The organism is Enterobacter cloacae complex sp. P38RS (genome assembly GCF_014930775.1).
GTDB classification, from domain to species: domain Bacteria; phylum Pseudomonadota; class Gammaproteobacteria; order Enterobacterales; family Enterobacteriaceae; genus Enterobacter; species Enterobacter bugandensis.
In genome coordinates this window covers 120,917-140,542 of the sequence record NZ_JADBRS010000013.1, presented here as the reverse complement: position 1 = coordinate 140,542, position 19,626 = coordinate 120,917, and the positions used below count along the sequence as shown (strand labels likewise).

Here is a 19,626-nt window from a genome sequence, read left to right as displayed (position 1 = left end):
GCGGGCAAAACGGCTCAGGGGCGATAAAGAGCCAGGAGTTCGTCCACCTTTTTACGTGTGCCGCCGTTGCTGCTAATGCTACGCCGCACCTTAACCTGAAAATGCTTCGCGGCTTTGTACCATTCGCGCGTATCAGGGGTATCGTGATTTGAAATTAACACCGGAATTCTTTTGCTGACCAGTTTTTCCGCCATCTCCGCCAGGCGGGCCTGTTCGGCCGGGCTGAAGCTATTGGTGTGGTAGGCGGTGAAGTTCGCCGTCGCAGACAGCGGCGCATAAGGCGGATCGCAGTAAACCACCGAGTTTACGCCTGCCAGTTCCATGCACTCTTCATAGGAGAGGCAGTGGAACTCTGCATTCTGCGCTTTCTTCGCAAAATGATACAGCTCGTCCTGCGGGAAGTACGGGCGCTTATAACGACCAAACGGCACGTTAAATTCGCCGCGCAGATTATACCGGCACAGGCCGTTGTAACCATGACGGTTGAGGTAAAGGAACAGCAGCGCGCGGCGGAACGGATCCTGGCTCTGATTAAATTCCGTGCGGAACTGATAGTAGACGTCAGGGCTGTTGTTCTCTGGCGTAAACAGCTTGCGCGCCTCTTCCACATACTCATCGGTACGCAGCTTAACGATGTTATAGAGGCTGATAAGGTCGCTGTTGATATCCGCCAGGATATAACGAGAAAAATCGGTGTTCAGGAACACCGATCCCGCACCCACGAAGGGCTCGATAAGACACTCGCCTTTTGGCAGGTGCTTTTTAATATCATCGAGCAGGGGGTATTTCCCCCCTGCCCATTTCAGAAAAGCGCGATTTTTTTTCATGCTGACTAACTGATTACACCTTCTCCGGCTGTGGAGAAAGCTCCGACAGCATCCTGCGCTTTAAACATTACTTCAGATCGGCCTGCACCTGATGAATCGGCTTCGCCCACGGGTTTTTCGCCTGAACGTCTGCTGGCAGTGTCGCCACGGCGCGCTTCGCTTCATCTTTAGAAGCATACACACCGCTCACCAGCACGTACCACGGCTGTCCGTTACGGGTTGTCTGATAAACCACGTAGTTTTTCAGATTCGATTTCTTCGCCCAGCCGTTGAGGTTGTCATAGTTAGACGAACTGCTCAACTGCAGCGTGTAGTTGCTGGACGGTGCAGATTTCAGCGAACCGACGTTGCCAGCTGTTTTACCTGCTGCAGCACTGGAAGCCGTCGCCGTTGCGGCAGGAGCAGCGGTGGCAGCAGGTGCCGTTGTGGTTGCCGTCGCTTTCGGCGCAGTCTGCGTGACTGGCGCTTTGGCCGGCTCGCTCACGGCAGCCGTTTCAGTGCGTTTCGGCTGTGCCGGTGCGGCTTTCACTTCAGGCGCTTTTACCACGGCCTGAGGCTTGGTTTCACGCTTCGGCTCAATGACCGCCTGCTTACGTTCAGGACGCGTCGCAGTTTGCGTCTGGCGCGGTTTAGTTTCCGTTGCTGCCGTCTGCGGCTGCGCGGTAGCACCGTGGATCGGCGCGACGGTTGCAGGTTCAGTTGGCAGCGTAGAGTTAACCACAACGTTATCAACCTGCTGCTGGTTTTGCGGCTGCATCAGCGCATTGTTCAGGTCTCCCTGAACTTCAACACGCTGCTGGCCTTCGGGCGTGACAGGTGCCTGGCCCTGAGCAGGCGTTGATGAAACGGGCGGCAGAGAAACATCCTGCGGCATCGTTGTGTTGCTGGCAGTCTGCTCAGCGGAAGTGGTGCCCGGCGCTGGCTGTGCACCATTCGCCTGATCCGTCGCATCATTACCGGAGAGGTTGATGCTCTTCTCTGCGGAGGCGGTTTGTTCGGTTGAGTTGGTGGACGGTGCTTTCAGCGCGGAGCCAATGCCAACAATCAGCAGCACAAGCACCAGAACGCCAAGTCCCATCATGATGTACTGACGGGAGGCCGGTTTCTGCGCAGCGGCTTTTTTTCGTTTACGCGGGCGACGCTCTACAGGCTGTTCGTCCATTGAATCTTCTTCGGACTCATAATCCTCTTCTTCTCGCTCATCACGCGCGTTGCGGCTGCGCGAAGGGCGACGATCGTCTGCATCCAGATCAACATCGTCAAAGTTGATCTGCGGCTCGTTATCACGTTCTGAAGATTGACGAGAACGACCAGTACGACGATCGCTGGGATCGGGTTTCAGCTCGTCTTCTGGTTTGAATTCATCCATTTAACACCCCACTCAAAGGCTTATGCCTACGTCTTTGCATTTCGCCTGAAGCTAAACGACCACCGATAACAGTGGCCTGACCTTTCTAGTTGTTACGCCTGCTGGCAATCAGCAATGGCGCCAAGAACGACATCGTGCGACACTCCGCCGCGCACTTCACTCTTCCCTATTGCAAGCGGGAGTACAAGACGCATCTCACCTGCCAATACTTTTTTATCGCGCATCATGTGGGGTAAATACGCCTGCGCCGACATCTCCTGCGGCCCGGTTACCGGCAAACCTGCACGTTCAAGTAGCGCAATGATACGTGCCGTCTCTTCCGGTTTAAACTGCCCAAGACGTTCAGAGGTGCGGGCTGCCATGACCATGCCAGCCGCGACGGCTTCACCGTGCAGCCAGTTGCCGTAACCCATTTCGGCTTCAATGGCGTGGCCAAACGTATGCCCAAGATTCAGTAAAGCACGTAAGCCGGTTTCACGCTCGTCTGCCGCGACAACTTCTGCTTTCAGCTCACAACAACGACGAATGCAGTATGCCAGTTTCGCCTCATCCAGGCGCAGCAGCGCATCCATATTCTCTTCAAGCCAGTTAAAGAACTCGCCATCCAGAATAATGCCGTATTTAATCACTTCAGCCAGGCCAGAGGCCAGCTCGCGTTTCGGCAGGGTTTTCAGGCAGTCGAGATCCACCACCACCGACGCAGGCTGGTAGAACGCGCCAATCATGTTTTTGCCGAGGGGATGGTTGACTGCCGTTTTGCCACCGACAGAGGAGTCGACCTGAGACAGCAACGTGGTCGGGATTTGAATAAAACGGACGCCACGCTGATAGCTTGCGGCCGCAAAGCCGGTCAGATCGCCCACAACACCGCCGCCCAGGGCAAGCAGTGTTGTATCGCGACCGTGCGGTTTTTGCAGCAATGCGGTAAAGACGGTATCGAGTACCGTCAGGCTTTTATACTGCTCGCCATCGGGCAGAATCACATTGTCGACTTTTACGCCTGCCTGCTCAAGCAGGTGGCGCACTCGGTCGAGATAAAGCGGAGCCAGCGTCTCATTGGTGACCAGCATCGCCTGATCACCCGCTTTTAGTGGTAAAAAGGAAGCTGGGTCGTTAAACAAACCAGCCGCGATGGTGATAGGGTAACTACGTTCCCCGAGAGTAACTGTAATCCTCTCCATGACGCGACATCCACCTTTAATGCTTTTACCCGCAGGCGAGTGTATATAAAGCCAGAATCAGTTGCTTTCCAGCATATGAATAATCTGGTTTGCAACCACTTTAGCGCTCTGATCGTCAGTACGAATGGTCACATCGGCAATCTCTTCATACAGCGGATTGCGTTCGTCGGCCAACGCTTCCAGAACTTCGCGTGGTGGCGTTTCAACCTGCAGCAGCGGGCGCTTTTTATCGCGCTGCGTACGTGCCAGCTGTTTCTCAATGGTCGTCTCAAGATAGACCACTACGCCACGGGCGGAGAGACGGTTGCGGGTTTCGCGAGATTTCACAGAGCCGCCGCCTGTTGCCAGTACGATGCCCTGTTTTTCCGTGAGTTCGTTGATCACTTTTTCTTCTCGGTCACGGAAACCTTCTTCGCCTTCTACATCGAAAACCCAGCCCACATCAGCTCCGGTTCGTTTCTCAATCTCTTGATCAGAATCGTAAAATTCCATATTGAGTTGTTGAGCTAACTGACGCCCAATAGTGCTTTTGCCGGCACCCATAGGCCCAACCAGAAAGATATTGCGTTTCTCTGCCATTTTATCGGTACTACTAAGACTATTCGTTAATGGTAATCCCCGCTTCGCAGACACCCGGCGTAGCAGGACATGAACTGAAACCTCATATGCAATAGAGCGAGAGTCAGACTAAAAATTATCTCAATACTCCGGCTTGTTTGGCAACTGATTAAATCACCGCGCCGGACGCATAAGGTAATAAGACGTAAGTCCAACTCAAATCGGTACTCCTTGTATGCTAATTCATGCCCCACGTCAAACATCTGCAACAAACTGAATGCAAAATCATTGCGGGGATCGTTACCCGTTAGTGAATACCGACCAGACGTGGCGTAATAAACACCACTAACTCACGCCGCTCATTATCTTTTCCATCATGGCGAAAAAGGTGTCCCAACCAGGGGATGCTCCCAAGCCCGGGCACGCTGTCACTGCCGGTTTTGTTCTTTTGCGAGAAAATTCCCCCCAGCGCCAGCGTTTCTCCACTTTTTACCTCCACCTGGGTTTCTATCTCCTGTTTATCGATGGCAAGCGTTTCGCCATCGGCCTGCTGCAGCACCTGTCCCGGCATGTTTTCACTGATGTGTAGCTTCAGGCGCACGCGCCCACCGGGCAATACTACCGGCGTGACCTCCATTCCGAGTACCGCCTCTTTGAACTCCACCGAGGTCGCCCCGCTTTCACCGCTTGAAACCTGATACGGGATCTCACTCCCCTGCTTAATGCTGGCCGGTTGCATGTGCGAGGCCAGCAGCCGCGGGCTGGCAATGATATCGACCTGCTGTTTTTGCTCCAGCGCAGAGAGCTCCAGATCCAGCAGCCTGCCGTTAATTCGCCCGATATTAAACCCCGCATGCGTGGTAGCACTGGCCACGGAAAGATCGCTGCCAAGCGTCGTGAGCTGTCCAACCTTGCCCGCCTCAGTGGCCTCGGCAAGATTCCACTTCACCCCCAACTCCCGCAGGCTTTTTTCGTTAATGGTGACAATGTGCGCTGCCAGTTCGACCTGCTCGACGGGAATATCCATCTGAGCCGCCCACTGCTGCAGCGCCTCCAGTACCACCTGGCTATCCCTGACCAGTAGACGGTTGGTGCGTTTGTCGACAGATAAACTCCCCTTTGGGCTCAGGAGCTTTTCAGCCGCTTTTTGCAGTTCTCCGGCATCCGCATAAGAAAATGGGATGCTGTGCGAGACCAGCGGAGCATCAAGCTGTCGACGCGCTCGCTCCTGCTCTAAACGTTCCCGCTGTTCACGCTGCCAGGCTGCGGTATGGACATAATAAATACCGCTCTCCTCTCGTAAAACGAGTCCGGCGCTGGTGACTACCGTCTGTAACGCCTGCCGCCAGGGAACGCGCGTCAGGTTAAGCGAGAGCGTGCCGCCGACATCCGGCGATACCACCAGATTACGGTTCTCCTGCGCAACCAGCGCCTGTAGCACCTGAACCACCGGCACGTCATCCACCACCAGCGTGACCGGCTTTGGCGCGACTGCCCACAGCGGGCGGCTGAACGCCAGCAGCAACAGCACTATCCTTAACTTCATTTTTATCCTTTCCTTCTCGTTGCCACGCCCATTCTTCGGGATCGCATGTGTCACCCACATCAACAACCAGTTCCGTTTCATTGATGGCCGTTATCCGCCAGCCCGCCGGGAAACGATCGTGCTCTTTCAGACGATGCCAGCGCCGTTGCCCATCCAGCAAAATACCAACGCGCTGCTGCCCTCCCACCATTCCGCGGTAGTGCCACTGTGCCAGTTCGGCTGTGGCACAAGGGTCGTCCGGCGGGCGAAACGGATCGCGCATGCCGGTCAACAGCAGCGTCGAGCAAACCAGCAGGTATCTCGCGCTATTTCGCATGTTCCAGCTCCAGCTTCAGGCGTAACGCCGTACTTTGTGGCGCAAGCGTAAAAGCAGCGACCCGCACATCCCGCTGCGCCAGCCGGGAAAAAAGAGGCGGGATCGCCTGCCACTCCGCCTCCAGCGCCAGTTCACCGCCGTTTTGCAACGGCTTCCAGTGAAGGAGCCTTGTACCCTCCCCCTGAAAATCGAGCGGTGAAAAGGGCTTTATCTCCAGTGCCGTCCGGGTTTGCGGGCTAAACGGCACCTGACTGGCGGTGGGCCACAGCGACGCATTAGTCCGCGCCGCCTGGCTCAACTGCTGCCGCTGATCCGCACACTGCCTCTCTGCTGGTCGGAGCACTACACCCCATGCTGTCAGGCCCATCAGGAGAATACCCAGCCCCCCGCAGACCAGCCGACACCAGGGACGACTTTCACACCAGCGTTCTAGCAAGGTCTCCACGCATTACCCCTCGCTTTTCAGGTGCAGAGTGAACATCCAGCGCCCCTGGCTATCCTGCCGGAGTTCCCCCTCAGAACCGGGCGTAAAGCCGTCTATGTGCTCCAGCCCATTACGCAAGGCAGAAAGCGCCTGCAGGGTAGTGGCATATCCGATCAACATCAGAGCAGGAGGCTGATAACGCAGCTCTGTCAACCATACCTGCGCAGGCATGGTCTCAGAAAGTGACTCCAGCACCGGTTGCCATGCGCGGCGCGGCGGCGTGCCCGCAGGGTTCTGCACCTCTGCGGTGGGTCGCTGGCGAGACACAAGACCACGCTGCACGGACTGCGTACCCGCCAGTTGAGCCTGCAGCGCGCGCAGCGTTACCAGATGATTCATCCTTATGCTAAAAACGGCCATCAGCATGAGCAGCAGTGCGCCGACAAATACGCCGCCCCAGAAACGCAGGCATCGCGCGCGCCGCTGCTGACGCCAGGGCAGGAGGTTGGTCACGTTCATTCAGGCACCTCGCTCATGGCCAGCGCCAGCGCGACGGTATAGTCAGCCCCGCATTCGGGAAGAGGCGCATGCCAGCGCTGCAGCGTTTCCCATGGGGACCGTTCGGCATCAAAGAACGCGATGTCATTCTGGTTAAGGGCCAGCAGCGCCGCCAGCTCAGTAACGTTTTCTGCTTCAGTGGTATAACGACGCCCCCACTGATGGCGCATAGCCCACAGCCAGTGGTGCGCATCTCGCCAGGCGACGCACTGCGTCGGCGCTACCGCAGGCAGCAGGTTCGTCAGCGCGCTGGCATCCGGGGTGATGGTCGCCAGCCGCAAACGTAGCGTTTTCGCCAGGTCAAGAAGCGTTTCAACCTCTTTGTTTTGTGCGGCAGTCACGTGAAACGTATTGCTGAAGGTGTCCTGGGTGTAGTCGAAACAGAGGGACTCTGTCGACATCTCCAGTTCGCGCGAAAGCGCCGCCCCCATCCACGAGAGCTGCTCGCTGTCGCGCAATGCAAGAGCCGGTCGGGGCAACGTTTTTTGCAGAGTCCGTGCAGCAGGAAAGGAGAGAAATACCCGATGGTAGTGCGGGAGCGCTTTTCGCCAGTCGCGTAAGGCATCGGCCAGCGCTTCTGGCTGACAAATTTTGCCGTCACGAATGATGCCTTCGGCCAGAGAAATGGCCCACCAGCGGCGTAAGCACCAGCCGCCTCTCTCCCGGACCAGTGCCGTAATCAGCACCTTATCCTGTTGAATATGAACGCCCGTTTGCCATGTTTTGAAAGCCATGCTTCACGATCTCCTTATCGCCCGTCGCCTTGACGGCTATATCAATGAATCAGGCTTGCCTTTATACTACCGCGCGATTGTTTAGAAACTGCCCAAGTGAAACCAAATGGGAAATCTCCGGTGAAGTTCGTAAAGTATTTATTCATCCTTGCAGTCTGTTGCATTCTGCTGGGAGCAGGCTCGATTTACGGTTTGTACAAATATATTGAGCCACAGCTACCTGATGTCGCCACGCTCCGCGATGTGCGTCTCCAGATCCCAATGCAGGTCTATAGCGCCGATGGCGAGCTGATGGCGCAGTATGGCGAGAAGCGTCGTATCCCGCTGACCTTAAACCAAATTCCCCCCGTGATGGTGAAAGCTTTTATCGCCACGGAGGACAGCCGTTTCTACGAGCACCACGGTGTCGATCCGGTCGGGATTTTCCGTGCCGCAAGCATTGCGTTGTTCTCCGGTCACGCCTCCCAGGGGGCGAGCACCATTACGCAACAGCTGGCGCGTAACTTCTTCCTCAGCCCTGAAAAGACGCTGACGCGTAAGATCAAAGAGGTGTTCCTGGCGATCCGTATTGAGCAGCTGCTGAACAAGGACGAGATCCTTGAGCTGTACCTCAATAAAATCTACCTGGGCTACCGAGCCTATGGCGTGGGTGCAGCCGCGCAGGTGTACTTCGGTAAGCCTGTTGAACAGCTCACCCTAAGCGAAATGGCAACCATTGCCGGTCTGCCAAAAGCGCCGTCCACGTTTAACCCGCTTTACTCGCTCGATCGCGCTACTTCACGACGTAACGTCGTCCTGTCACGTATGCTGAGCGAAGGCTATATCAGCCAGAGCGAGTACGACCAGGCGCGTAACGACGTCATTGACGCCAATTATCACGCCCCTGAGATCGCCTTCTCTGCCCCTTATCTGACCGAAATGGTGCGCCAGGAGATGGTGAGTCGTTATGGCGACAAGGCCTATGAAGATGGCTATCGCGTGTACACCACCGTTACCCGTAAAGTGCAGCAGGCGGCTCAGGACGCGGTGCGCAATAACGTGATGGACTACGATATGCGTCACGGCTATCGCGGACCGTCGAACGTGCTCTGGAAAGTGGGCGAAAGCGCATGGGACAGCAAAAAAATCACCAGCACGCTGAAAGCGCTGCCAACCTATGGTCCGCTCCTTCCAGCCGTAGTGACGCAGGCCGATCCTCAGGAAGCCGTTGCGACGCTGGCGGACGGCACGTCTGTCTCCCTGCGCATGGACGGTATTCGCTGGGCGCGTCCATACCGTTCGGACACCCTGCAGGGGCCAACGCCGCGCAAGGTGACCGACGTGGTGCAGGCCGGGCAGCAGATTTGGGTGCGCAAGTCAGGCGATGCCTGGTGGCTGGCGCAGGTACCGGATGTGAACTCGGCTCTGGTCTCCATCAACCCACAGAACGGGGCGGTAATGGCGCTGGTCGGCGGGTTCGATTTCAACCAGAGCAAATTTAACCGCGCCACCCAGGCGCTGCGTCAGGTGGGTTCCAACATCAAGCCGTTCCTCTACACGGCTGCAATGGATAAGGGACTGACCCTTGCCAGCATCCTTAACGACGTGCCGATCTCCCGCTGGGATGCCGGTGCCGGTTCCGACTGGCAGCCGAAGAACTCTCCTGCGGAGTATGCCGGTCCTATTCGTCTTCGCCAGGGTCTGGGGCAGTCGAAAAACGTGGTGATGGTGCGTGCCATGCGCGCGATGGGCGTCGACTATGCGGCAGAGTACCTGCAGCGCTTCGGCTTCCCGGCTCAGAACATCGTTCGCACCGAGTCGCTGGCGCTGGGCTCAGCCTCCTTTACGCCGCTTCAGGTCGCCCGTGGATACTCGGTGATGGCCAACGGCGGCTTCCTGGTTGACCCGTACTTCATCAGCAAAATCGAGAACGACCAGGGCGGCGTGCTGTTTGAAGCGAAGCCGAAAATTGCCTGCCCTGAGTGTGATATTCCGGTTATTTACGGCAACACGCCGAAATCCGAGGTGCTCGAAAACAAGGACATGGAAGACCCTGCCGTTTCTCAGGAGCAGCCAAATATCGTCTTGCCGCAGCCGCAGCTGGAGCAGGCTAACCAGTCGCTGGTGGCGCAAACCGGCGCGCAGGAGTACGCCCCGCACGTGATCAACACGCCGCTGGCGTTCCTGATCAAGAGCGCGCTGAACACCAACATCTTCGGTGAACCCGGCTGGCAGGGTACCGGCTGGCGAGCAGGACGCGATCTGCAGCGCCATGATATCGGCGGTAAAACCGGGACAACTAACAGCTCGAAGGATGCGTGGTTCTCCGGCTATGGGCCGGGTGTGGTGACGTCAGTCTGGATCGGTTTCGACGATCATCGCCGTGATTTAGGCCGTACCACGGCATCCGGCGCGATTAAAGATCAGATTTCCGGCTACGAAGGCGGCGCCAAAAGCGCGCAGCCGGCCTGGGATGCCTACATGAAATCCGTTCTTGAAGGCGTGCCGGAGCAGCCGCTGACGCCGCCACCGGGCGTGGTGACGGTCAATATTGACCGCAGCACCGGCCAGCTCGCTAACGGCGGTAATAGCCGTGCCGAGTATTTCATCGAAGGTACGCAGCCAACCACACAGGCGGTGCATGAGGTGGGTACAGAGATTATTGATAACGGCGAGACGCACGAGCTGTTTTAAGCATAAAAATGCCCGGAAAAAACCGGGCAAAGAATTGCTGGCCGGGTAAGGCGAAGCCGCCACCCGGCTTTTTTATGGCCTACAGCCGCCCTTGCCCCTTCAGCCACTCGCGAACCAGGAACAGCGCGCTCACGTTGCGAGCCTCGTTAAAGTCAGGGTCTTCAAGCAGATCCATCAGATGCGCCAGCGGCCAGCGAACCTGCGGCAGCGGCTCTGGTTCATCTCCCTCCAGCGATTCAAGATAGAGATCTTCAGCCACCACAATGTTCATTTTGCTGGAAAAATAGGACGGCGCCATGCTCAGCTTTTTCAGGAACGACAGTTCGTTCGCGCCAAAACCCACCTCTTCTTTCAGCTCGCGGTTTGCTGCTTCAAAGACCGTTTCACCCGGATCGATGAGCCCTTTCGAGAACCCAAGCTCGTAAGATTCCGTCCCCACGGCGTATTCACGGATCAAAATCAGATGATCGTCGACGATAGGGACAATCATCACCGCTTCGCGCGAAGAGGGGCGCATACGCTCATAAACACGACGCACACCGTTGCTGAACTCCAGATCCACACTCTCGACGTTAAACAGGCGCGATTTGGCGACAGTTTCAACGTGCAGAATGGTGGGTTTTTGTAGTGGTTTGCTCATCTTGATGGGGTCTTAGCAGTGTGAACTGACGTTATTGTGCGATATGCCGCACGGTTTCGGCAATGTCAATTGTTCTTTATTTACATTTATGCAACGTAGCAGGGATCAATCCTCAATTCAAAACAAATGTCAAGAGGTTGAAATGTTTCCAGGAATTTGCTGATATCGCGCCATGACAGGCTTTGCTATCATCACCGGTCACTGGGATGCGCTTTAGAATGCTCAAGTTCGACTCCATACTTGCAGATAGCCAGCCACAGACTCTCATTCAATGTAAAGGTGCTACTGACTACACCTGTAAGATAAGTAAGATGGGGAAAGCATGAGCACCATTTTGATTGTTCTCGCTGCTATGCTGGTCAGCGCATTGATTGCAGGGTGGCTGTACAGGCGACGCATACAGCGCCGTTACCGGCTGCCCTTTTTAAATGCCTTCGCGGGTGCGACAACGCGTAAACTGACGCAAGACGAGCGCGATGCAGTTGAAAACTATCTCGAAACGCTGAACCGTTCTCAGTTAACGCCTGGGCCGACGGGAGCCACGACTGCGCCTGTCGCGCTTAAGCTTAACGCGCAAAGTGACACCGTGCTCTGCGTGACGCGCTCCATCACGCGCTACGGCATTACGACTGACGACCCCAACAAGTGGCGCTACTACCTGGATTCGGTTGAGGTGCATCTGCCTCCGTCCTGGGAGCAGTACATCAACGACGAAAACAGCGTTGAGCTGATTCACACCGATTCGCTGCCGCTGGTGATCTCGCTCAACGGCCATACCCTGAATGACTATCTTCACGAAGCCCCGCGCTTTGCGCTGGAACGCGCGAGTTCAACGCAGGCCTCTATTCGTGGTGAAGAGACCGAGCAAATTGAGCTACTGAATATTCGTCAGGAGACGCATGAAGAGTACGCCCTGAGCCGTCCGGACGGTATTCGTGAAGCCATCCTGATCGTTGCCGCTTTCCTGCTCTTTTTTGTCTGCCTGCTGACGCCGGACGTCTTTGTCCCATGGCTGGCGGGTGGCGCGGTGTTGCTTCTTGCGGCCGGGCTGTGGGGGCTCTTTGCCCCGCCGGCAAAAACCTCGTTGCGGGAGATCCACTGCCTGCGCGGCACGCCAAAGCGCTGGGGCCTGTTCGGTGAGAACGATCAGGAGCATCTCAACAATATCTCACTCGGGATTATCGACCTGATCTACCCGCGCCACTGGCAACCGTGGATTGCGCAGGATTTAGGGCAGAAAACCGATATTGATATCTATCTTGACCGCCACGTTGTGCGACAGGGGCGCTTCTTATCCCTGCATGATGAAGTGAAAAATTTCCCGCTTCAGCACTGGCTCCGCAGCACGGTCATCGCCGCCGGCGCCGGGCTGGTGTTTATCATGCTGCTGCTTTTCGTGCCGCTGGATATGCCCATCAAATTTACCCTGTCGTGGATCAAAGGCGCGCAGACCATCGAGGCGACCAGCGTCAACCAGCTCGATGAAGCGGGTGTACGGGTGGGCGATACGCTGCGCCTGAAAGGCACCGGAATGTGTAATATCCATACCCCGGGGGCGTGGAACACGCGCCAGAATTCACCGTTCACGCCGTTCGACTGTTCGCAAATTATCTGGAACGACGCCCCGCCGCTGCCGCTGCCGGAATCCGAAGTGGTGAATAAAGCCACGGCGCTGACCCAGACGGTCAACCGCCAGCTGCACCCGAAACCGGACGATGATTCACGCGTCAGCCCCGCGCTGCGTTCCGCCATCCAGAAATCAGGCATGATTCTGCTGGATGATTTTGGCGACATTGTCCTGAAAACCCAGGACTTATGCTCCTCGCAGGATGAGTGCATACGCCTCAAGAACGCGCTGGTTAACCTCGGGAACAGTAAAGACTGGGACTCGCTGGTGAAACGCGCCGAGGCGGGACGACTTGATGGCGTCAACGTGCTGCTGCGTCCGGTCAGCGCGGAATCGCTTGATAACCTGGTCGCCACCTCGACATCGCCGTTTATGATGCGCGAAACCACCCGGGCGGCTCAGGCGCTCAACAGTCCGGCACCGGGCGGCTTTGTGATTGCCAGCGATGAAGGCAGCGACCTGGTCGATCAGCCTTACCCGCAGGTAGCGCTTTATGACTACCCGGCCCAGGAGCAGTGGAGCCAGTTCCAGCGTCTGGCGCAGATGCTGATGCAAACGCCGTTCAGTGCCGAAGGGATTGTCACAAGCATCTACACCGACGCCAACGGCACGCGCCATATCGGCCTGCACCGGATGCCGGACAGCGCAGGATTGTGGCGTTACATTGGCACCTCTCTGCTGATGATCGCCATGCTGATCGCCATTTTCTGGAACGGTTTTATGGCCCTGCGCCGCTACCAGCGCTCCCGCACGCGTCTGGCGGAGATCCAGCAATATTATGAGAATTGCCTCAATCCTAAGCTGATCCCCTCCTCTGAGAGCCTGATCTGATAACGTCGTTGCGCGACAAGATGTGCTACCCTGTCGCGCACGTTTCTTCTGGCTGGAGTTCCCCCCTATGCATCTTGATATCGACTGGCAGCAGGTCGACACCGTTCTGCTGGATATGGACGGCACGCTGCTCGATCTCGCCTTTGATAACTATTTCTGGCAAAAGCTGGTGCCGGAAACCTATGGTGAGCAGCAGGGTATCTCCCCGGCAGAAGCGCAGGCGTTCATTCGTTCGCAATATAGCGCGGTGCAACATACGCTAAACTGGTACTGTCTGGACTACTGGAGCGAGCGCCTCGGTTTGGATATTTGTGCCATGACCACTGCCCAGGGACCACGCGCCGTGCTGCGCGAAGATACGGTTCCCTTCCTGGACGCGCTGAAAGCAAGCGGCAAGCGCCGTATTTTGCTGACTAACGCGCATCCACATAACCTGGCCGTGAAGCTGGAGCATACGGGACTGGCGTCGCACCTTGATTTATTACTTTCCACCCACACATTTGGTTATCCGAAAGAGGATCAGCGGTTGTGGCATGCGGTGAAGGAAGAGACCGGCCTGCAGCCGGAGCGCACGCTGTTCATTGACGACAGCGAGCCTATTCTGGATTCTGCGGCAACGTTTGGCATTCGCTACTGTCTGGGCGTCACTAATCCTGACTCTGGCCTGGCTGAAAAAAGCTATCTGCGCCATCCGGGACTGAACGACTACCGCCAGATGATCCCCTCACTGACCGTGAAGGAGACGCCATGAAAGAAAAGCCCTCAGATGGGGTAAGACTGGATAAATGGCTGTGGGCAGCCCGTTTTTATAAAACGCGCGCCCTTGCCCGTGAAATGGTTGACGGCGGTAAAGTGCATTACAACGGCCAGCGCAGCAAGCCGAGCAAGCTGGTTGAGCTGAACGCCACCTTAACGCTGCGCCAGGGCAACGACGAACGTACGGTAGTGATTAAAGCCATTACCGAACAGCGGCGGCCCGCATCGGAAGCCGTACTGCTTTACGAAGAGACGGCTGAAAGCGTTGAAAAGCGCGAGAAGACCGCGCTGGCGCGCAAAATGAATGCGCTGACCATGCCCCACCCGGACCGGCGACCGGATAAAAAAGAGCGCCGCGATCTGATGAAATTTAAACACGGTGAGAGCGAGTAACCCTCACCCGCACGAGAGATGAAAATGGCCCAACACGACCAATTACACCGCTATCTGTTTGAACAATTCGCCGTGCGCGGCGAGCTGGTCACCGTATCCGAAACCTGGAAACAGATTCTGGAAAACCACAACTACCCGCTGCCGGTGAAGACCCTGTTGGGCGAACTGCTGGTTGCCACCAGCCTGCTGACCGCAACGCTGAAGTTTGCCGGTGATATCACCGTGCAGCTGCAGGGTGACGGCCCGATGACGCTGGCGGTGATCAACGGCAATAACCAGCAGCAGATGCGCGGCGTAGCGCGCGTTCAGGGCGACGTTCCTGAAAATGCTGATCTCAAAACGCTGGTGGGCAATGGCTACCTGGTGATCACCATCTCCCCGGAGGAAGGTGAACGCTATCAGGGCGTGGTCGGTCTGGAAGGCGATACCCTGGCAGCCTGCCTGGAAGATTACTTCATGCGCTCCGAACAGCTGCCGACGCGTCTGTTCATCCGTACCGGTGAAGTGGACGGCCAGCCTGCTGCGGGCGGCATGCTGCTGCAGGTTCTGCCAGCGCAGGACGCGCAGACCAATGACTTTGAGCATCTGGCGACGCTGACCGAAACCATCAAGGCGGAAGAGCTGTTCAACCTGTCGGCGACCGACGTGCTGTGGCGTCTGTACCACGAAGAAGAAGTGACCGTGTACGATCCGCAGTCCGTGGAGTTTAAGTGCACCTGCTCGCGTGAGCGCTGCGCTGGCGCACTGAAAACTCTGCCTGATGAAGAGATCGACAGCATCATGGCTGAAGACGGCGAAATTGATATGCACTGTGACTACTGCGGTACGCACTACGTGTTCAATTCAATGGATATCGCTGAAATCCGCAATAATGCCTCTCCGGCGGATCCGCAGGTTCATTAATACGCTACCCCTCACCCTGCCCTTTCCCCTTTGCGGAGAGGGTTAGGGTGAGGGGCAAAAATCCCCCAAAAGCTGAATCGTTTTCCCTATGTAACTCTTACGTAATTTTCTTACATGTATGCGATTACATTCACATTCTCTCCGATAAAATCACCACCTCTTAACCTTTTCGGAACATTTTCCCCAACCAAAAAGCGATTCCTGCGATAATCCGCCTGCACTGTGACTGGAGTCGCAGCGTTTTCCGTTAGTAAGGGTTTTATCCAGATGCACAAATCTATGAGCCCCGTCGCGGTTAACATCCCCAGAAAAACCCTACAATTTCAGGCAGTACATATTGGCTAAGGAGCAGTGATATGCGTGTTACTGGTTTAACCCCGCAAGATCTCAAGGCTTATGGTATTCACGACGTCCAGGAAGTGGTCTACAACCCCGATTACGATACGCTGTATCAGGAAGAGCTCAATCCAGCACTGGAAGGATACGAGCGCGGTGTGTTGACGAACCTTGGTGCTATCGCCGTCGATACCGGTATCTTTACCGGTCGTTCGCCGAAAGATAAGTATATCGTCCGAGACGAAACTACCCGCGATACGCTGTGGTGGGCTGACAAGGGCAAAGGGAAGAACGACAACAAACCGCTCTCCCCGGAAACCTGGCAGCATCTGAAAGGGCTCGTCACCCATCAACTTTCCGGTAAGCGTCTGTTCATTGTCGACGCTTTCTGCGGCGCTAACGCCGACACCCGCCTTTCCGTGCGTTTCATTACCGAAGTGGCCTGGCAGGCGCATTTCGTTAAGAATATGTTTATTCGTCCGACCGACGAAGAGCTGCAGGACTTCACACCTGACTTCATCGTGATGAACGGTGCGAAATGCACTAACCCACAGTGGAAAGAGCAGGGTCTGAACTCCGAAAACTTCATTGCCTTCAACCTGACCGAACGTATTCAGCTGATCGGCGGCACCTGGTATGGCGGCGAAATGAAGAAAGGGATGTTCTCGGTCATGAACTACCTGCTGCCGCTGCGCGGTATTGCCTCTATGCACTGCTCGGCGAACGTCGGCGAGAAAGGCGACGTAGCGGTGTTCTTCGGTCTTTCCGGCACCGGGAAAACCACGCTCTCCACCGATCCAAAACGCCGTCTGATTGGCGATGACGAACACGGCTGGGACGATGACGGGGTGTTTAACTTCGAAGGCGGTTGCTACGCGAAGACCATTCGCCTGTCTGAAGAGGCCGAGCCGGATATCTTCCACGCGATCCGCCGCGACGCGCTGCTGGAAAACGTCACCGTACGTGCCGACGGCTCTATCGACTTTGACGATGCGTCTAAAACCGAAAACACCCGCGTCTCTTACCCGATCTACCACATCGACAACATCGTGAAGCCGGTGTCAAAAGCGGGCCATGCCACGAAGGTGATTTTCCTGACGGCGGATGCGTTCGGCGTGCTGCCACCGGTTTCCCGCCTGACCGCCAGCCAGACGCAGTACCACTTCCTCTCTGGCTTTACCGCCAAGCTGGCGGGTACCGAGCGTGGCGTCACGGAGCCAACCCCAACCTTCTCCGCCTGCTTCGGCGCGGCATTCCTTTCGCTGCACCCGACGCAATACGCTGAGGTGCTGGTGAAACGCATGCAGGCATCCGGCGCGCAGGCCTACCTGGTGAATACCGGCTGGAACGGTACCGGCAAGCGTATCTCCATCAAAGATACCCGCGCCATTATCGACGCCATTCTGGATGGTTCTCTGGATAACGCCGAAACCTTCACGCTGCCGATGTTCGATCTGGCCATTCCGACGGAACTGCCGGGTGTGGATACGCGTATCCTCGACCCGCGCAATACCTACGGATCGCCGGAACAGTGGCGCGAGAAGGCGGAATCGCTGGCGAAGCTGTTTATCGAGAACTTCGAGAAGTACACCGATACCCCGGCAGGTGAAGCGCTGGTGAGCGCGGGTCCGAAGCTGTAGGTAAAAGCAAAAAGGCAACGAAAGTTGCCTTTTTTAATGTTTTCTCCCTCTCCCCGTGTGAAAGGGCCGGGGTGAGGGCATCAGACCGCACTATCCCTCTTTCACCTGCCCTCGCGTCACCGGAACCGGCAACCAGGCGCGAATGCTCAACCCGCCCCGCTCGCTGGTACCAATCTCCAGCAACCCGTTATGGTTATCCACAATACGCTGCACAATCGCCAGGCCTAAGCCCGTTCCGCTGGTGCTGCGCGCGCTATCGCCGCGTACAAATGGCTGGAACAGATGCTTACGCTGCTCGGGCTTAATGCCCGGGCCGTCGTCTTCCACCTGGAACCAGGCGCGGTTGAGTTCAGACCCGCTGCTAACCTTAATCCAGCCGTTACCGTAGCGCGCCGCGTTAACCACCATATTGGCCACCGCACGCTTAATGGAAAGCGGGTGCATACGAACCTGAATTTCACCGTCCTGAAGGTCAGTATCAATTTCACGCTCATAACCACTTTCTGCGGCCACCACTTCGCCCAGCACCGCGTTCAGATCGGCCATTTCCATTGGCATCTCCTGACCAGTGCGCAGGTAGTCGATGAACTGCTCGATAATGGCGTTACACTCTTCGATGTCCTTGTTAATAGACTCGGCGAGATAACCGTCCTCTTCACCCATCATCTCCGTCGCCAGACGAATACGCGTTAGCGGGGTGCGCAGGTCATGACTGACGCCGGCCATCAGCAGCGTACGGTCATCCGCCAGCTGCTTAACGCCTGCCGCCATGTGGTTAAACGCGCGCGTTACTGAACGCACTTCAGAGGCACCATATTCGCGCAGTGGAGGAGGAATAATGCCTTTACCGACCTGGAGCGCCGCGTGCTCCAGGTCGACCAGCGGTCGGTTCTGGATACGGATAAACAGCCACGCGCCGCCTATCGCCAGCAGCATAATCGCCAAGGTGTAGCGGAACAGCGGCGAGAAATCGCCCTGATGGATTTCAGTCAGCGGAACGCGTACCCAGATGTTGGGTGACAGCCAGGTTTTCAGCCAGACGACGGGCGAGCTTTTGTTGACCTCAACGCGCACTTCCGTCGGGCCACCCAGCTGCTGCGCCATCTGCTGGCTGAGGAATTCATAGTGCTGCGCCCAGCGCAGGCCAGCATCTTCCGCCGCTTCATTGGAGTAAAGCGAAATGCCCAGTTCACGGTAGATTTCACGGCGAAATGCCGGGGGAACAACCAGCTGCGTACCGTCCTCCAGCTGCAGCTTATCGGTCATTAGCATACGCACTTCGTAGGCCAGGACCTTATTAAACTGCTGGAGGCTCGGCAGAATCGCAAAGTTCAACACCACCAGGTAGGTCGTCACCAGGCTGACGAACAGCAGGGTGACGATCAGTAAGAGGGTGCGGGCAAACGAGCTTCGCGGCGAGAAGCGCATTCGCCTCATGCTTTAGAGCCGTCCGGAACGAACACGTAGCCCAGACCCCATACGGTCTGAATATAACGAGGATGCGCCGGATCTTCTTCCACCATGCGGCGCAGGCGGGAGATCTGCACGTCGATGGAGCGTTCCATTGCGGAGTATTCGCGACCGCGCGCCAGGTTCATCAGCTTGTCGCGGGAAAGCGGCTCGCGCGGGTGGCTGACCAGCGCTTTCAGTACGGCAAACTCGCCGCTGGTGAGCGGCATTGGCTCATCTTCGCGGAACATCTCGCGCGTGCCGAGGTTCAGCTTGAACTTGCCGAAGGCAATGACGGCTTCTTCCTGGGACGGTGCGCCCGGCAGTTCATTCGCCTGACGGCGCAGCACGGCACGAATACGCGCCAGCAGCTCGCGCGGGTTAAACGGTTTTGGAATGTAGTCATCGGCGCCGATTTCGAGGCCTACGATACGGTCAACTTCTTCGCCCTTCGCCGTCACCATAATGATCGGCATCGGGTTGCTCTGGCTGCGCAGACGGCGGCAGATAGAAAGCCCGTCTTCACCCGGCAGCATCAGGTCGAGAACCATCAGATGGAAAGATTCGCGGGTCAGCAGACGGTCCATCTGCTCAGCGTTCGCGACGCTACGAACCTGGAAGCCCTGCTCGGTCAGATAACGCTCAAGCAGCGCGCGCAGGCGCATGTCGTCATCCACGACCAGAATTTTGTAGTTTTCTTGCATTGTGTGTACTCCCAAAGGTTCGGATAGTCTTTGTAACAGCGTATTCTAAAAAAGTGCACGTATTCGACCAGTTAATTCTGGTATAAATTCTAGTCGAAATTGTTACAAAGCATATTTAACAGCAGCTTATCTGTTCATTTCATCACATAAATCATTATTAA

Annotated in this window: 18 protein-coding genes; 6 read left to right on the top strand and 12 right to left on the bottom strand. The window is 56.5% G+C overall.

The features are described 5' to 3' along the window. Positions 1–14: 14 nt before the first annotated feature. From dam to IM303_RS15605, 9 genes are all read right to left on the bottom strand, one after another. The gene (gene dam / locus IM303_RS15645) at positions 15–827 is read right to left on the bottom strand and encodes an adenine-specific DNA-methyltransferase (RefSeq protein ID WP_028014659.1); all 813 of its coding nucleotides are present in this window, start codon (positions 825–827) and stop codon (positions 15–17) included. Positions 828–894: 67 nt separating this feature from the next. Then, positions 895–2,196 carry a cell division protein DamX gene (gene damX / locus IM303_RS15640; protein ID WP_193360075.1) on the bottom strand — a complete coding sequence of 434 codons (1,302 nt, stop codon included), beginning with the start codon at positions 2,194–2,196 and terminating at the stop codon, positions 895–897. 92 nt (positions 2,197–2,288) lie between these two features. Then, positions 2,289–3,377 carry a 3-dehydroquinate synthase gene (gene aroB / locus IM303_RS15635; protein ID WP_048998971.1) on the bottom strand — a complete coding sequence of 363 codons (1,089 nt, stop codon included), beginning with the start codon at positions 3,375–3,377 and terminating at the stop codon, positions 2,289–2,291. Positions 3,378–3,434: 57 nt separating this feature from the next. After that, positions 3,435–3,956, bottom strand: coding sequence for a shikimate kinase AroK (aroK, locus tag IM303_RS15630; RefSeq protein ID WP_003861630.1), 522 nt, complete (start codon positions 3,954–3,956; stop codon positions 3,435–3,437). A 286-nt stretch (positions 3,957–4,242) separates the two neighbouring features. Next, the gene (gene hofQ / locus IM303_RS15625) at positions 4,243–5,481 is read right to left on the bottom strand and encodes a DNA uptake porin HofQ (protein WP_048998972.1); all 1,239 of its coding nucleotides are present in this window, start codon (positions 5,479–5,481) and stop codon (positions 4,243–4,245) included. Further along, entirely contained in the window at positions 5,393–5,797 is a 405-nt protein-coding gene (locus tag IM303_RS15620; protein ID WP_048998973.1) for a HofP DNA utilization family protein, read from the bottom strand. The genes hofQ and IM303_RS15620 overlap by 89 nt, the downstream gene beginning before the upstream one ends. Further along, positions 5,787–6,242, bottom strand: a complete 456-nt coding sequence (locus IM303_RS15615) for a hypothetical protein (protein ID WP_048998974.1) — start codon at positions 6,240–6,242, stop codon at positions 5,787–5,789. Before IM303_RS15615 ends, IM303_RS15620 begins: the two co-directional genes overlap by 11 nt. A 3-nt stretch (positions 6,243–6,245) precedes the next feature. Beyond that, positions 6,246–6,740 (bottom strand): PilN domain-containing protein, encoded by a 495-nt coding sequence (locus tag IM303_RS15610; protein WP_048998975.1) that lies wholly within the window; start codon positions 6,738–6,740, stop codon positions 6,246–6,248. Continuing rightward, on the bottom strand, positions 6,737–7,513 hold the full coding sequence (locus IM303_RS15605; protein ID WP_048998976.1) for a hypothetical protein: 777 nt from the start codon (positions 7,511–7,513) through the stop codon (positions 6,737–6,739). The genes IM303_RS15610 and IM303_RS15605 overlap by 4 nt, the downstream gene beginning before the upstream one ends. A gap of 120 nt (positions 7,514–7,633) precedes the next feature. Here IM303_RS15605 and mrcA point away from each other — a divergent pair, with 120 nt between their 5' ends. Continuing rightward, positions 7,634–10,186: a peptidoglycan glycosyltransferase/peptidoglycan DD-transpeptidase MrcA gene (gene mrcA, locus IM303_RS15600; protein WP_028014665.1), complete on the top strand. Its 2,553-nt coding sequence runs from the start codon at positions 7,634–7,636 to the stop codon at positions 10,184–10,186. A 79-nt stretch (positions 10,187–10,265) separates the two neighbouring features. Here the strand turns inward: mrcA and nudE are convergent, their stop codons facing one another. Beyond that, positions 10,266–10,826, bottom strand: coding sequence for an ADP compounds hydrolase NudE (nudE, locus tag IM303_RS15595; RefSeq protein WP_048998977.1), 561 nt, complete (start codon positions 10,824–10,826; stop codon positions 10,266–10,268). A gap of 322 nt (positions 10,827–11,148) precedes the next feature. Between nudE and IM303_RS15590 the strand changes: the two genes are divergently transcribed. The 5 genes from IM303_RS15590 (at position 11,149) to pckA (ending at position 17,312) form a co-directional block, all read left to right on the top strand. Then, a complete protein-coding gene (locus IM303_RS15590) occupies positions 11,149–13,284 on the top strand; it encodes an intracellular growth attenuator family protein (RefSeq protein ID WP_028014667.1) in 2,136 nt (711 codons plus the stop codon). Positions 13,285–13,351: 67 nt separating this feature from the next. Then, a complete protein-coding gene (gene yrfG / locus IM303_RS15585) occupies positions 13,352–14,035 on the top strand; it encodes a GMP/IMP nucleotidase (protein ID WP_028014668.1) in 684 nt (227 codons plus the stop codon). Further along, positions 14,032–14,433 carry a ribosome-associated heat shock protein Hsp15 gene (gene hslR / locus IM303_RS15580; protein WP_028014669.1) on the top strand — a complete coding sequence of 134 codons (402 nt, stop codon included), beginning with the start codon at positions 14,032–14,034 and terminating at the stop codon, positions 14,431–14,433. The genes yrfG and hslR overlap by 4 nt, the downstream gene beginning before the upstream one ends. 18 nt (positions 14,434–14,451) lie before the next feature. Then, complete coding sequence (gene hslO / locus IM303_RS15575) at positions 14,452–15,336, top strand: Hsp33 family molecular chaperone HslO (RefSeq protein WP_161495995.1); 885 nt, start codon at positions 14,452–14,454, stop codon at positions 15,334–15,336. Positions 15,337–15,692: 356 nt separating this feature from the next. Next, positions 15,693–17,312 carry a phosphoenolpyruvate carboxykinase (ATP) gene (pckA, locus tag IM303_RS15570; RefSeq protein WP_045259359.1) on the top strand — a complete coding sequence of 540 codons (1,620 nt, stop codon included), beginning with the start codon at positions 15,693–15,695 and terminating at the stop codon, positions 17,310–17,312. Between the two features lie 90 nt (positions 17,313–17,402). Here pckA and envZ read toward each other — a convergent pair whose 3' ends face one another. Together envZ and ompR are read right to left on the bottom strand one after the other, a co-directional pair. Further along, on the bottom strand, positions 17,403–18,749 hold the full coding sequence (gene envZ, locus IM303_RS15565; RefSeq protein ID WP_028014672.1) for a two-component system sensor histidine kinase EnvZ: 1,347 nt from the start codon (positions 18,747–18,749) through the stop codon (positions 17,403–17,405). Continuing rightward, positions 18,746–19,465, bottom strand: a complete 720-nt coding sequence (gene ompR, locus IM303_RS15560) for a two-component system response regulator OmpR (RefSeq protein ID WP_001157751.1) — start codon at positions 19,463–19,465, stop codon at positions 18,746–18,748. The genes envZ and ompR overlap by 4 nt, the downstream gene beginning before the upstream one ends. Between the last annotated feature and the right edge of the window lie 161 nt (positions 19,466–19,626).

Excerpts from the sequence above, each read along its gene's own strand:
- dam (WP_028014659.1), bottom strand. The coding sequence starts at position 827 with ATGAAAAAAAATCGCGCTTTTCTGAAATGGGCAGGGGGGAAATACCCC.
- damX (WP_193360075.1), bottom strand. The coding sequence starts at position 2,196 with ATGGATGAATTCAAACCAGAAGACGAGCTGAAACCCGATCCCAGCGAT.
- aroB (WP_048998971.1), bottom strand. The coding sequence starts at position 3,377 with ATGGAGAGGATTACAGTTACTCTCGGGGAACGTAGTTACCCTATCACC.
- aroK (WP_003861630.1), bottom strand. The coding sequence starts at position 3,956 with ATGGCAGAGAAACGCAATATCTTTCTGGTTGGGCCTATGGGTGCCGGC.
- hofQ (WP_048998972.1), bottom strand. The coding sequence starts at position 5,481 with ATGAAGTTAAGGATAGTGCTGTTGCTGCTGGCGTTCAGCCGCCCGCTG.
- IM303_RS15620 (WP_048998973.1), bottom strand. The coding sequence starts at position 5,797 with ATGCGAAATAGCGCGAGATACCTGCTGGTTTGCTCGACGCTGCTGTTG.
- IM303_RS15610 (WP_048998975.1), bottom strand. The coding sequence starts at position 6,740 with ATGAACGTGACCAACCTCCTGCCCTGGCGTCAGCAGCGGCGCGCGCGA.
- IM303_RS15605 (WP_048998976.1), bottom strand. The coding sequence starts at position 7,513 with ATGGCTTTCAAAACATGGCAAACGGGCGTTCATATTCAACAGGATAAG.
- nudE (WP_048998977.1), bottom strand. The coding sequence starts at position 10,826 with ATGAGCAAACCACTACAAAAACCCACCATTCTGCACGTTGAAACTGTC.
- IM303_RS15590 (WP_028014667.1), top strand. The coding sequence starts at position 11,149 with ATGAGCACCATTTTGATTGTTCTCGCTGCTATGCTGGTCAGCGCATTG.
- yrfG (WP_028014668.1), top strand. The coding sequence starts at position 13,352 with ATGCATCTTGATATCGACTGGCAGCAGGTCGACACCGTTCTGCTGGAT.
- hslR (WP_028014669.1), top strand. The coding sequence starts at position 14,032 with ATGAAAGAAAAGCCCTCAGATGGGGTAAGACTGGATAAATGGCTGTGG.
- hslO (WP_161495995.1), top strand. The coding sequence starts at position 14,452 with ATGAAAATGGCCCAACACGACCAATTACACCGCTATCTGTTTGAACAA.
- pckA (WP_045259359.1), top strand. The coding sequence starts at position 15,693 with ATGCGTGTTACTGGTTTAACCCCGCAAGATCTCAAGGCTTATGGTATT.
- envZ (WP_028014672.1), bottom strand. The coding sequence starts at position 18,749 with ATGAGGCGAATGCGCTTCTCGCCGCGAAGCTCGTTTGCCCGCACCCTC.
- ompR (WP_001157751.1), bottom strand. The coding sequence starts at position 19,465 with ATGCAAGAAAACTACAAAATTCTGGTCGTGGATGACGACATGCGCCTG.